A 13,112-nucleotide genomic window follows, 5' to 3' on the forward strand; every position below is an offset into this window, starting at 1 on the left:
GACCACCATGACCAACACTGTCATCGAAAACATCCTGAGCCGCAGTGCCGCCAAATACTACGACCCTGCCGCTACGCTGAGCGACGATCAGATCCGTGACCTGGTGCGTATCGGTACGTGTGCGCCAACCTCCTTCCATCTGCAGAACTGGCGCTTCATTGCCGTACGCACACCCGAGGCCAAGGCCCGGTTGCGCGCGATCGCATGGGACCAGCCCGCGGTCACCGAAGCTGCGGTGACCTTCGTTGTCATCGGTCAGTTGGCAGATGCCAGCACCATTCCTGACCGTCTGGCGCCGGTGGTAGAGGCGGGCATCATGCCGGCGCATCTTGTGCCCGAATGGGAAACGCCCGCTCGTAGCCTGTATGACGATCAACCCCAACGCCAGCGCGACGAGGCGGTGCGTACCGCGACGTTCGGCACTGCAGCAATGATCTATGCCGCCCGCTCACTGGGCTGGGGTACGACGCCGATGATCGGTTTCGATGCCGAGGCTGTTCACCACCAGTTCGGCCTGGCGGACGATGAGATTCCGGTGATGCTGCTGAGCGTTGGACCGGAACGCGCCGGCAATTGGCCGCAGAAGCCGCGTATGCCTGTCATCGATGTACTGAGCTTCGCTTGATCCTCGATCCAATCGATTGCCCGGGCATCAAGGATGCCCGATCTTTCTGTGATAAAGCCCCGGCCACCTTGCGCTGCCCGGGGCTTTGTCGTTACACCGCGTCGCAGCTGGGCACGCCATCGATCAGGCGCAGCAGGCCCAGGGGGTTCGCATTTTTCAGCGCGTCCGGCAGCAGCGCGTCCGGATAGTTCTGGTAGCAGATTGGGCGTAGGAAACGATCGATCGCGAGCGTGCCGACCGAAGTTCCTCGAGCGTCGGAAGTCGCCGGATATGGCCCACCATGTACCATCGCGTCGCAGACCTCCACGCCCGTAGGATACCCGTTGAGCAGGAGGCGTCCGGCCTTTTGTTCCAACAGCGGAACTAGGTTCGCGAACGAATCCAGGTCCTGCGGCTCGGCGATGAGCGTTGCGGTCAGTTGGCCGTGGAGCCCTTGCAATGCTCGCTTGAGCTCGCTTGCGTCGGCGACCTCGACAACAATGGACACGGGCCCGAAGACCTCTTCTTGCAGCAGTGTGTCTCCCCCGATCAACAACTCAGGGTCTGCCTGGAACAGTTGCGGATGAGCGTGTCGACCTTCCTGACGCGCCCCTGCCAGATGATGGATCCCGGGGTGAGCATGCAGCGCTGCGATACCGCGCTCGTAGCTGCTCAGAGTCCCCGCGTTGAGCATGGTCTGAGCGGCCTGATCCGCCATGCGAGCGGACAGTTGCTCCAGGAAGTTATCGAACGCGGCCGAGCGGACGCCAAGTACCAGGCCTGGGTTGGTACAGAACTGGCCGCAGCCCAGCACCACCGAGGCTGCCAGCTCGGTAGCTATTTGCTCACCGCGTTTTTCCAGTGCAGTGGTCAGCACCACGACCGGATTGATGCTGCTCATCTCGGCAAAGACCGGGATCGGGCGAGGTCGCGAAGCGGCCAGGTCGCACAGCGCGCGTCCACCTTTCAAAGAGCCCGTGAAGCCGACAGCCTGAATGGCCGGGTGCTTTACCAACCGCTCGCCGACACCCGCCCCGTAGATCATGTTGAAGACGCCTGCAGGCATGCCGGTATCGGCAGCCGCACGGGTGATCGCGCAGGCAACGAACTCTGCGGTGGCCATATGGCCGCTATGCGCCTTGACCACAACGGGGCAGCCGGCAGCCAAAGCTGCCGCTGTATCTCCGCCGGCGGTGGAGAAGGCGAGCGGGAAATTGCTGGCGCCAAAGACAGCGACCGGACCGACGCCCAGTTTGCATTGCCGAAGATCGGGCCTGGGCAGTGGTTGACGATCAGGCTGGGCCCGATCGATGCGTGCGCCCAGAAAGTCTCCGCGACGCAGCACTTGGGCGAAAAGGCGCATTTGGTTGCTGGTGCGCGCACGCTCCCCTTGGATCCGCCCAGCGGGCAGGGCGGTTTCCCTGCTCACAGTGGCGATGAATGCCTCGTCCAATGCGTCCAACTCGGTTGCGATCGCTTCCAGGAAGTCAGCTCGGCGGCTCGGCGACATGCTGCGATAGGTCGGGTAGGCAGCCTCGGCAGCCAGTGCTGCGGCATCGACTTCTTCTGCAGTGGCCTGGAAAAAGGTCGTCGGGAGTGCTTGGCCAGTGGTTGCATCCAGGCTCTGGAGCGTGATGGGGCCGGCTGCGCTTCGAGCGCCCGCGATGAAGTTGTGTCCGATAAGAGGCATGGCGAGGTCCTGTGATCGTAGATGTCGAAGGGGCGGCTTGCTTGTGGCTCACCGCTGCGAAAGGCACAAAAGGGTGTCAACGCACCAGGCAAGGGCGCTTGTTGTCGAATGTCCAGCCAGGGATCAGGAACTGCATGGCGACGGCGTCATCACGCGCGCCCAGGCCTTTACGTAGGTAGAGTTCGTTGGCTTTTGCCAGTTGATCCTCATCGACCTCGACGCCAAGGCCAGGGCGTTGAGGTACCGTCACGAAACCATCGACGATCTGCAACGGGTCACGAGTCAGGCGCTGCCCATCCTGCCAGATCCAATGGGTATCGATGGCCGTGATCTGGCCCGGCGCAGCAGCTGCCACCTGGGTGAACATCGCCAACGAAATATCGAAGTGGTTGTTGGAGTGCGAGCCCCAGGTCAATCCCCAGTCATGGCACATCTGGGCAACGCGTACCGACCCTTGCAGCGTCCAGAAGTGAGGGTCGGCGAGTGGAATGTCGACGGACTGCAGTTGAATGGCATGGCCCATTTCGCGCCAGTCGGTGGCGATCATGTTGGTTGCAGTGGGCAGCCCGGTAGCGCGCCGGAACTCGGCCATCACCTCTCGGCCAGAATAGCCATGCTCAGCGCCACAGGGGTCCTCGGCATAGGTCAGGACATGATGCTGGTCGCGGCAGAGCCTGATGGCGTCCTTCAGTGACCAGGCGCCGTTGGGGTCAAGGGTGATTCGGGCTTCAGGGAAGCGCTCGGCGAGCGCGGTCACGGCCTCGATCTCTTGTTCGCCGCGTAGAACGCCGCCCTTGAGCTTGAAATCGGTGAAGCCATATCGGGCCTTGGCGGCTTCAGCGAGGCGAACGACGGCTTCGGGTGTCATCGCTTTTTCGTGGCGTATACGGAACCAGTCGTTGTCGGCATCCGGCTCGCTGCGGTACTCCAGGTTGGTATCGTTGCGGTCGCCAACGTAGAAGAGGTAGCCCAGCATCTTTACCTTGTCGCGTTGCTGGCCTTCGCCCAGCAGGGCTGCCATCGGGACGCCCAGGTGTTGGCCGAGCAGGTCCAGCAGTGCCGACTCCATGGCGGTCACGGCATGGACAGTGATACGCAGATCGAAGGTCTGCAGACCGCGCCCCGCTGCATCGCGGCTGGCGAAGCTCTGGCGCATGGCATTCAGTACGCGCTGGTAATGGCCGATCGGTTGTCCAACGACCAGGCTACGCGCATCTTCCAGCGTCTGGCGGATGCGCTCGCCACCAGGGACTTCACCGACGCCTGTGTTGCCAGCGCTATCGCGCAGAACAATCACGTTGCGGGTGAAGTAGGGGCCATGGGCGCCGCTCAGGTTCAACAGCATTCCATCGTGGCCCGCGACAGGAACCACCTGCAGGTGCGTGACGACAGGCGTCCCACTGGGGGGCTGCACGGGCTGGTTGGAGATAGGCTGGGTAGCAGTGTGAAGGTTCATGAAGGCTTTCCTGCAGTATCAGTGGGGCTGGCTCAGTGCCGTGGGGTGTTTGGCGCTTTTGTCGTTCGCACTCTTTGGCGTCGTACGAACGAAGAAGACGAGAACGGCGGCAAGGAGCGAGGTGCAGGCGAGACCGTAAAGGCCGCCCTGGATAGAACCGGTTTGCTGCTCGAGAATGCCGAAGGTCGTTGGGGCTACGAAGCCGCCGAGGTTGCCCAGGGAGTTGATCAGCGCGATCACCGCGGCTGCGATACGTGCATCGAGATACCCCTGGGGAATCGGCCAGAAGAGCGAGGAGGCCGACTTGAAACCGATCGCAGCGAAGCACACGGCTATGAAGGCGAAGACAGGGCCCCCCGTGGTCGAGAGGAACATACCCAAGCCGGCGATGAGCAGCGCGGTGGCGACCCATGCCTGCTGATACTTCCAACGGCCCGCACAGGCGGCGAATGCGTACATCGCGAGAATGGAAATCAGCCAGGGGATCGAGTTGAAGAAACCAACCTGGAGGTCGCTGAGGCCACCCATGCTTTTGATGATGCTCGGCAGCCAGAACGTTGCGGCATAGATGGTCAACTGGATGCAGAAATACAGCACGCAGAACAACACGATCTGGGAATCACGCAGCAGCGTCCAAAGGGTTGGCTTGGGGCCCGTCATCGACTCGCGCTCACGTTGCTCGCGCTCGATCGCACCGTTAAGTGCATCCTTCTCGTCTGCAGACAGCCATTTTGCATCGTTGGGCGTGGAATCAAGCCAGAACCAAACGGCGAAGCACAGGGCGACGGAGACCATGCCTTCAATGAACAGCATCCATTGCCATCCATGCATTCCGAGCCCCTGGATTTGCATCAGTGCACCTGCAAGCGGGCCGGAGATGAGCGATGCTGCCGCAGACCCACTCAGGAAGATGGCGATCGCTTTGCCGCGCTCTTCTTTCGGCAGCCAGCGCGTGAAGTAATAGATGACGCCAGGGAAGAACCCGGCCTCCGCTACGCCCAGGAGGAAGCGCAGGATATAGAAGTGGGTTTCGTTCTGCATGAAGGCCGTGGCACTGGCAACCAGCCCCCAAGTCAACATGATGCGAGTAAGCCAGAGACGGGCGCCGACTCGCTGCAGAAGAATGTTGGAGGGGACTTCGAAAAGTGCGTAGCCGATGAAGAAAAGGCCTGCACCCAATCCATAGGCGGCCGCTCCGATACCGAGATCGCTCTCGATGTGAGGGCGCACAAAGCCGATATTCACCCGGTCGATGTAGTTGACGATGAACATGACGACGAACAGCGGCAGCACATGACGCTTTACCTTGCGTACCGCCCGGCTGAGCGCGTCGCCATCGGTGGCTGAATCTGCGATCTGGTTCATGACCGGATCTCCCATTAATTGTTTTTGTGTGGGCTTCACCGACCAGGCTTACACCGGGCCGGTGGTTCTTTGAAGCGACAGGCGATCAGCGTTAGGCGCCTGGCGCTCTGTCTTATTGCGGGCCGAGCTTTTTGATCAGGGCGTCGAGCATTTCCATTTCTTCACCGTTCAGATCGGTCAAGGGCGCACGCACCGGACCTGCGTCATGGCCCGCCAGTTTCGCGCCGGCCTTGATGATGCTCACGCCGTAGCCTTCGCAACGATTGCGGATGTCCAGATAGGGTAGGAAGAACTCGTCGATCAGGCGGTTGACCGTAGTGTGGTCGTCGCTGGCGACGGCGTTGTAGAACTCGATGGCGGTCTTGGGGATGAAATTGAAGACAGCGGAGGAATACACCGGCACACCCAGGGCCTTGTAGGCAGCGGCATAGACTTCGGCGGTCGGCAGGCCGCCGAGATAGGTAAGGCGCTCGCCGAGACGGCGGCGGATGGCGACCATCGGCTCGATTTCACCGATGCCGTCTTTGAAACCGATCAGGTTCGGACAGCGATCGGCGAGCTTTTCCAGGCTGTCAGCGGTCAGCCGGCAAACGTTGCGGTTGTAGACCACTACGCCGAAGTCCACGGAGCGGCAGACCTGCTCGACGTGGGCTACCAGGCCTTGTTGGCTGGCTTCGGTCAAGTAATGCGGCAGCAACAGGATGCCAGCGGCACCTTGACGCTGTGCTTCCTGGGCATACGCGATTGCCTGGCGAGTCGGGCCGCCAGCGCCGGCGAGGATCGGTACCTGGCCATGGCAGGTCTCTACCGCAGTCTTGATGATCGAGGAATATTCGTTGGGCTCGAGCGAGAAGAACTCGCCGGTGCCGCCAGCGGCGAAAAGCGCACTTGCGCCATAGGGGGCCAGCCACTCTAGCCGCTTTGCGTAGCTTGCAGCGTTGAAATCGCCGCTGGCGGTAAAGTCGGTGACGGGGAAGGACAAAAGCCCGGAAGACAGGATCGATTTCAGCTCTTGAGGATTCATGGCGGGTCACAGCCTGGTTAGCGTTGTTGTGGTGAGTTCGGTCTGGCTTGTCTGACATGTCGGAATCGATCATAGGAGCGAAAAAGTTGTCCTACAAGCGATTTTTTGTGTGGGAAAATCAGCATACAACCGATTTTATGCGTAAATTAATCGCAATTTAGGTCTATATTTCAGGTTTTTGTGTTAGGGATGGTGGGTGATCGAGCAGATAAATTTTATCGAAAATACTATGTTGTCATACAAGTTGACGATGTTAGACTCGCCTAAAACCGCTTCGGTTGTCATACATCTATAAAGAGGAATGCATGGAGCTCCACGATTCTCCGGCCCCCGCTACCCGGAAGAAGGGCCATACGCGCGCTCATGACCTCGTATCGGACCTGACGCGTCGCATTTTGATGGGAGCCTTCAAACCAGGGGACAAGCTACCTTCGGAAGCGGCTATCGTGCGTGAGCATGGCGTGAGCCGAACGGTGGTGCGCGAAGCGCTTTCGAAGCTGCAGGCTTCGGGTTTGGTCGAGACCCGGCATGGGATTGGCACGTTTGTCATCATGCGTCAGCCCCAAACCGGCTTTCACCTCGGTATGGAAACCGCCGCGAGCGTTCGTCAGGTCCTGGAGGTGCGCATTGGCCTGGAAGGGCAGGCTGCCGCCCTGGCTGCGCTCAGGCGCACTGATGAGCACCTGCGCAGAATGCGTGAAGCGTTGGATGACTATCAGGACTTGGCTGCAATAGGGGACAGTTGCGTCGAACCTGATCGCCGGTTCCATCTGCTGATCGCCGAAGCGACCGGCAACGTCTATTTCACCGAACTGATGGTTCATCTGGGGAGCGCCCTGATTCCTCGGAACCGGATCGAATCGAACGAGCGCCCCGAGGCCAATCTGGCGCGCCAGGCCTACCTCGCCAATCTTGAACACGAGGCCATCTTCAACGCGATACGCACCCAGGACCCGGATGCAGCCAGAGCGGCAATTCGTCTGCATTTGACCAACAGCCAGAATCGCCTGATCAACGACGATTCGCGGCCTAGGGGGTAGGGGATGAGCGAAAGAGGGCCTTCTGCTGGTGCAGAAGACCCTTGTCAAAACACGCGATTTTTTATTTCTGCTCAAGTGCAGTCATCGATGTGCCGGCAATGAAAATCGAAGCGGCGAGCAAACCCAAGTCCTTCAGCAAGAACTGGCCTGGCACCACGGAAATCGCAGGGAAACCGAGGCTCGGTTCGAACACGCCTGGGGTGGTCAGCATGAATGAAAGCGTCGTGATGAACAGGCCTGCGGAGAGCAACCCGCCCAAAGCCGAAAACTTGGCAGAAAACACCCGGCCGGCAATGAGTAGGCCAATGGATACCTCCAGAACCCCCAGAAAGTTGGAGAAACCTTGGACGCTCATGAGGTTGTATACCCAGTAAAGCAACGGGCTGTTGCTGACGAAGCCATGAATGCCGCTTGCCTCGTAGCCTGTGAACTTCATGCCTCCAAACCAGAAGTAGATGATGGCCATGGCCACGTAGATGCCTGCAACGCCGGTGCGGGTGACGTGCTGGCCCAGCCCTCTGTTCAGAAGGCGGGTGGCGATGGAACGGTCAGCGAGAGAGGTGTTCATGAGCGATCTCCAAGAAAGTGTGTTGCACGGGCCTGCTTATCAGGGGGCGTACGGCGCACTTCCTTTCGAAGCAAGCAACGCCGTTTGAGTACGGGGTCATGATGCAACGGAGCGTCGTTCTTTTGGGCTTAAATAGTCTAGAATTTGATGCAGATCGTCCAGACTAGGGGTGCACAAATCCATGGATCGTTTATCCAAGCTACTGGCGCTATACGGCGTGCGTGCCGAGCTGTACTACAGCGGTGGGTTTTGTGGCGCCAGGCAGTACACCGGCGCAGATCGCAAGGGGCATATGCATCTACTGCAGGGCGGGGTATTGGAATTGTCGGTCGCGGGGCGCTCGAATGTACGGCTGACCGAGCCGAGCCTGATTTTCATTCCTCGCCCCAACTGGCACCAGTTATCCAGCACGCCGGCGGGTGAAGCCCGTTTGCAATGCGCGTCCCTGGAGTTTGCAGGCGGTGTGGACAACCCGCTGGCGGCAGCATTGCCTGACGTGATGGTGTTGCCGTTGGCCGAGCTTCCAATGCTCTCGGACACGGTCAAATGGTTATTCGCCGAGGCCGACGGCGACCATTGCGGTCGTCGCGCTACGCTGGATCGGCTCTTCGAGCTGACCGTCATCCAGCTGTTGCGGCATCTGCTCGACCATCATCAGCTTGAGTCCGGAATGATGGCCGGCCTTGCCGATGCTCGCCTGTCTCGCTCATTGGTCAAGATTCACGAGACGCCTCAACATCCCTGGTCGATATCGGAATTGGCCAGCGAATCGAACATGTCGCGCGCGAGCTATGCGGCGCGCTTCAAGGCTGTAATCGGGCAGACGCCTGCCGATTATCTGCTGAGCTGGCGAATCAGCTTGGCCCAGAAACTGTTGCGGGAAGGAACCGCCATGGCGCTGGTTTCCGACCAGGTCGGGTATGAAAGCCCCTCTGCGCTGGCTCGGGCCTTCCGGCGCAAGACGGGGCTCAACCCTCGTGATTGGGTGAAATCGATCGATGCAGCTGATGCGCACCCTGTTCGATAGTCGGCAGCGTGTATCAACAGAATGGACGACAAAAAAGCTCAACCCCCAGCACGATCAGGAACAGCATGAAGCACTGCCGAAAGCGCTTGGGGCTGATCCGCCTGCGTACAACCTGACCGGCCCACATCCCGGCCAATGCCGGAACGATGGCCAGCGTGGACGTGCCCAATTGCGCGACCTGAAACGCGCCGTGGGCGAGCAGCCCTGTCGCGAGCGCGAGGGTGGAAACGGTGAACGACAAGCCAAGCGCCTGCACCAACTCCTCGCGGCTCATGTGCAACGACCCAAGATAGGGAACCGCCGGCATCACGAACACGCCCGTAGCGCCGGTGACCATACCCGTGGTCAAACCGATCATCGGCGACAGCCATCGCTCGAGCTGCGCGGGAACGGAAAAGGCAGGCGTGATGAGCGCATACATGGCGTACACGATGAGCGCTACGCCAAGGGCGAACCCAGACCAGGCAGGATTCACCTTGACCAGCCATGCTGAACCGGCAACCGTTGCGAGCGTGATGCACAGCATCATGGGCCATAGGCGGCGCATCAGCCGCGCCACTGATGGGCCGCAAAACAGCTGCCACACATTGGTCACCAAGGACGGAATGACCAGAATCGCGGCGGCACTGGCTGGGGGCATCATCGTTCCCAGTAGCCCCATGGCTACGGTAGGAAGGCCCATGCCTGTCACGCCTTTCACCATCCCTGCGAGCAGGAAGGTGCCGATCAGCAGCAGGATGTTCAAAGCAGCGTCGTGCATCGCAGGCCTCTATAGCAATGTGTTTGAGCCAATTGAAGCCACGTGCGCGTCTGGGCACAATGCGGAAACATCAGCTGATGCTTCGGACATTCCGAAGGCAGGAGTAGGGTTCACATGCGCCTCGACTTGGCAGATCTGCAGCTGTTCCTGTGCATCGTGGATGCCGGCAGCATCACCGCCGGGGCCGCGAGCGCGAATCTCGCCCTGGCCTCGGCAAGCGAGCGTCTGCGCAACATCGAAAGCGCAGCCGGGGTGGCGTTGCTCGAGCGACGCCCCAGAGGCGTCGTCACCACGGAAGCCGGCGAGGCGCTGGCCCATCACGCCCGCCTGATACTCAGGCAGCAAGAGATGCTCAAGGGCGAGCTTCAAGACTTCGCCGCAGGCGCCCGGGGAACGCTGCACCTCTATGCCAATACCGCCGCGCTCATCGAGTTCCTGCCCAGCCGTCTTGCGCCATGGCTGGCCGCCCGGCCTCGTTTGCGTATCGAACTCAAGGAGCGCACCAGCACCGAGATCGTTCGCGCCGTTGCCGCGGGGTTGATCGAGGCGGGTGTGATTTCGGATGCCATTGCGGCCGATGGGCTGCAAGTGCAGGCCGTGGCACGGGACCACTTGGTCGTGATCACGGCTGCACAGAATACCTACGCCCTCGGCAAGCAGGTGACGTTCGCGGACGTGCTGGGGCTGCCCTTCGTGGGCCTGTCCCAAGGAAGTGCATTGCAAGACCACATCGACGAGCATGCCCGTGCAGCGGGTAGGCCGTTCGACCTTCGAATCCGCATGAAGACATTCGAAGGGTTATGCGAAATGGTCGCGCATGGCGTTGGCATCGGGATCGTGCCGCAGAGCATTGCCAAGCGCTATCGGCGGCGCTATTCCCTTCACGTGGTTGCATTGCAAGACGGTTGGGCGCAGCGTCAGCTGTGCTTGTGCTTCAAGGCGTGGGGCGAACTGAGCGGGCCCATGCAAAGCTTGCTTGCCCACTTGGGCGGGAGCCCTGGGGTTGTATGAGGGGCCGCTTTAGGAGCGCAACGGATCATTGCGCAGTAAAGGCGATGATGATCGGTCCGCAGACAGCCAGCAGGACGTTGGAAATGGCATAACACACGGTAAAACCGATCACGGGTGTGTTGCTACCCGATTGTTCAATGATTTTGTTCATCGAGGCGGCTTCGGTCTGCGCACCTGCCAGGGCGCCAAGCAGGATCATCGGATGCAAGCGCAGCAGGTAATGGCCAAAATACAAGGCTACAAGGGGAGGAAGCAGGGTCACTGCCACCCCAGAGATCAGTATCGCCAAACCTTGCTCCTGCAACGCGGCGAGGGCAGCGGGACCGGCCAGCAGGCCCACCACCGCACCAAACGCAGTCAGTCCGAATTCGGAGAAAGCCCATTGCGCTGCCGGTGGCAGCGTACCGACATCCGGATGTCGAGAGTTGTACCAGCCAATGACAAGGCCGGCTACCAGCACCCCGCCGCCGATCCCCAGCTCGACGGGGATCAACCCAACATGGGTGGACATCATGCCAGCCAGCGAGCCCAGCACCATGCCGAGCGCATGGATGGCGATGTCACTTTTGTAGTTTCCCTGGCGAACCCGGCCGATTTGCTGGGCCAGTGCTTCTACGCTGGTTGTACGGCCCACCAAGGTAATGACATCCCCTTTGCGCAACACCGTCTGTGGCAACAACGGGAGTTCCAGACCCTGGCGGGTGATTGTCTTGATATAGCAGCCCATGCGCTCAGCGCCCACCAGGTCATGCTTTATCTGTTGAATCGTTTTATTCGTCAGAGTGCGTGAAGTCAGGGCGATCTCGGCGGTCAAGGTCGGGAAGGACATCGAATCGGGGTGATCCAGCTCTGGCCCGATCCATTCGCTCAGGTGGGGTACGGCCTCGCGCAACGCGAACACGCCAAGAACATCCTCTTTTTCCAGGCGCAGGCTGGGATCTCGGTCGAGGACTTGGCTGCCACGCACGACCCGCTCCACGCTCATGGATGGGTGCAATGCCTCGACATCACTGACAGTCAAACCATGCATCGACGGGGACGCAAGCCGATAGGCGCGCACCACGATGCGAGTGTACGGGATGCTCAGAGCATCTTCTTCGCGCTCGACGCCGAGTTCTTGTTCCAACGCTCGCGCCGATTCGACGAGATCGATACGCAAGAGGCGGGGTGCAACGCTTCCTACGAAAACGACCAGGCCAATGGTGCCAAACAAATAGGTGATCGCGTAGGCCACGGCCATATGGCTGTTCAGCTGAGCCTTGGCGGCCTCGCCCAACGGGAGCTGGGCGATGGCACTGCTGGCGGTCCCCATGATGGCAGTGTCGGTCAAGGCACCGGCCCCAAGCCCTGCGGTGAGGCCTGCATCAAAACCATAGAATCGGCACAAAACAAGGATAGTGGCCAAGGCCGTGGCGCAAAGCACGATCGATAGCAATACCAGTTTGAACGTCCCACGGTTCAGGCTGCCGAAAAACTCCGGCCCGCTTTTGAAGCCGACGGCATAGATGAACAAAGCGAAAAATACCGACTTCAGCTCATGGGGTACCGTCAGCCCGACCTGTCCGATCAGAAGGCCAACCAACAAGGCGCCGGCGACCGAGCCCAAGTGAAAACTACCCAGACGAATACGTCCGATCAGGATGCCCAATGCGATGGTCAAGAACACCGCGATTTCTGGATTGGTGCGTAGGGCGTTGAACAAGAAGCTTGTCATCTGCAGCAAGTCCTTGGTGCGAGGTCTCAATCAAAAGGCACAGGCGTTGCCCGCTGCCAAAAGCTCCTTTGGGCCGATAGCGGCCGGTCCTGCATGGCCGCTATCGATCCAACACTGATGTTTCGTTCAAGCTGTCCCCCGTGTGGGGTAGCACCAATAGCCTGCGCAGCCTATTTTTTTAAAGCCTGGAAGGACCTAACCATGTCCTGTGCCCAAGCATCGAGCACCGCTCGGGCATCCTTGGCTTGCATCACCTGCGAAGAATTCTCCAGCTCCGCTCCGGCGCCCTTGCGCACCACTTCAGCCACCAACTCGTTACTGGTCCCATCGATGAACGCCGCCTCGGTAGCGACGCTGGTGTCCTGGTCGCGAATACCGGTGGCAGTGCTGATGCCGGCCGCCACCAGGGCGATCGGGATCACCTCGTAGGGGCGCAGACCCTTGGTGGAGGCGCTTACGGCGGTAATCGCCGGGCGTACCACCAGCACGCCAGGGCCAGGGCTGGTGGCCAGCGGCAGCACTTTGGAGAATTGCGTCTTCAGGGCCTGGTCGTAGTACTGGGTGATGCCCTGCAGGGTGGTCTGTGGGATCTTCTCGGTCGGCTGCGGGCGTGGGTAGAGCTGGCTGGGCTCGATATAGACGCTGGTGTAGTCGTTGGCGTTCACGCCAGGCTTGATCCAGCGCATCACTGGGGCGCCGGTGGGGGACTTTTCTTCCTTGAGGATGCTGTAGTCCTTCAGAAAGCCTGAATACTGATCGGATTCCACGTACTTGCTCGCACAACCGCTGAGCAATAACGAGGAAAGGCACACGGTAGTAGCGAACGACTTGAGTTTCATGCAGTTTCTCCTTG

At 60.3% G+C, this 13,112-nt stretch carries 12 protein-coding genes; 4 read left to right on the forward strand and 8 right to left on the reverse strand.

Annotated features, from left to right (window positions below; all coding sequences use genetic code 11):
• Nucleotides 1-7: 7 nt before the first annotated feature.
• On the forward strand, nt 8-625 hold the full coding sequence (locus tag AC1MHZ_RS14445; protein ID WP_324812942.1) for a nitroreductase family protein: 618 nt from the start codon (nt 8-10) through the stop codon (nt 623-625).
• Nucleotides 626-716: 91 nt separating this feature from the next.
• Here AC1MHZ_RS14445 and AC1MHZ_RS14450 read toward each other — a convergent pair whose 3' ends face one another.
• The 4 genes from AC1MHZ_RS14450 to kdgD form a co-directional block, all read right to left on the reverse strand.
• Complete coding sequence (locus tag AC1MHZ_RS14450; RefSeq protein ID WP_324812939.1) at nt 717-2,294, reverse strand: aldehyde dehydrogenase (NADP(+)); 1,578 nt, start codon at nt 2,292-2,294, stop codon at nt 717-719.
• Between the two features lie 76 nt (nt 2,295-2,370).
• Nucleotides 2,371-3,750: a glucarate dehydratase gene (gene gudD, locus AC1MHZ_RS14455; RefSeq protein ID WP_324812935.1), complete on the reverse strand. Its 1,380-nt coding sequence runs from the start codon at nt 3,748-3,750 to the stop codon at nt 2,371-2,373.
• 18 nt (nt 3,751-3,768) lie between these two features.
• On the reverse strand, nt 3,769-5,115 hold the full coding sequence (locus tag AC1MHZ_RS14460) for an MFS transporter (protein WP_324812932.1): 1,347 nt from the start codon (nt 5,113-5,115) through the stop codon (nt 3,769-3,771).
• Nucleotides 5,116-5,227: 112 nt separating this feature from the next.
• Nucleotides 5,228-6,139 (reverse strand): 5-dehydro-4-deoxyglucarate dehydratase, encoded by a 912-nt coding sequence (gene kdgD, locus AC1MHZ_RS14465; RefSeq protein ID WP_224456199.1) that lies wholly within the window; start codon nt 6,137-6,139, stop codon nt 5,228-5,230.
• Nucleotides 6,140-6,444: 305 nt separating this feature from the next.
• Between kdgD and AC1MHZ_RS14470 the strand changes: the two genes are divergently transcribed.
• Entirely contained in the window at nt 6,445-7,179 is a 735-nt protein-coding gene (locus tag AC1MHZ_RS14470) for a FadR/GntR family transcriptional regulator (RefSeq protein WP_324812929.1), read from the forward strand.
• A gap of 61 nt (nt 7,180-7,240) precedes the next feature.
• Here AC1MHZ_RS14470 and AC1MHZ_RS14475 read toward each other — a convergent pair whose 3' ends face one another.
• Entirely contained in the window at nt 7,241-7,747 is a 507-nt protein-coding gene (locus AC1MHZ_RS14475; protein WP_482966537.1) for a YkgB family protein, read from the reverse strand.
• A gap of 181 nt (nt 7,748-7,928) precedes the next feature.
• Between AC1MHZ_RS14475 and AC1MHZ_RS14480 the strand changes: the two genes are divergently transcribed.
• Complete coding sequence (locus AC1MHZ_RS14480; protein ID WP_368829325.1) at nt 7,929-8,774, forward strand: AraC family transcriptional regulator; 846 nt, start codon at nt 7,929-7,931, stop codon at nt 8,772-8,774.
• Between the two features lie 13 nt (nt 8,775-8,787).
• Here AC1MHZ_RS14480 and AC1MHZ_RS14485 read toward each other — a convergent pair whose 3' ends face one another.
• Complete coding sequence (locus AC1MHZ_RS14485; RefSeq protein WP_324812921.1) at nt 8,788-9,534, reverse strand: sulfite exporter TauE/SafE family protein; 747 nt, start codon at nt 9,532-9,534, stop codon at nt 8,788-8,790.
• Between the two features lie 114 nt (nt 9,535-9,648).
• Here AC1MHZ_RS14485 and AC1MHZ_RS14490 point away from each other — a divergent pair, with 114 nt between their 5' ends.
• On the forward strand, nt 9,649-10,545 hold the full coding sequence (locus AC1MHZ_RS14490; RefSeq protein WP_368829324.1) for a LysR family transcriptional regulator: 897 nt from the start codon (nt 9,649-9,651) through the stop codon (nt 10,543-10,545).
• A gap of 25 nt (nt 10,546-10,570) precedes the next feature.
• On the opposite strand, the gene aspT is transcribed toward AC1MHZ_RS14490, so the two are convergent.
• Both aspT and AC1MHZ_RS14500 read right to left on the reverse strand, forming a co-directional pair.
• Nucleotides 10,571-12,259 carry an aspartate-alanine antiporter gene (gene aspT / locus AC1MHZ_RS14495; protein WP_482966538.1) on the reverse strand — a complete coding sequence of 563 codons (1,689 nt, stop codon included), beginning with the start codon at nt 12,257-12,259 and terminating at the stop codon, nt 10,571-10,573.
• A gap of 170 nt (nt 12,260-12,429) precedes the next feature.
• Nucleotides 12,430-13,098, reverse strand: a complete 669-nt coding sequence (locus AC1MHZ_RS14500) for a DUF3313 domain-containing protein (RefSeq protein WP_324812912.1) — start codon at nt 13,096-13,098, stop codon at nt 12,430-12,432.
• Nucleotides 13,099-13,112: the final 14 nt, after the last annotated feature.

This window comes from Pseudomonas sp. FA-1 (assembly GCF_056856075.1).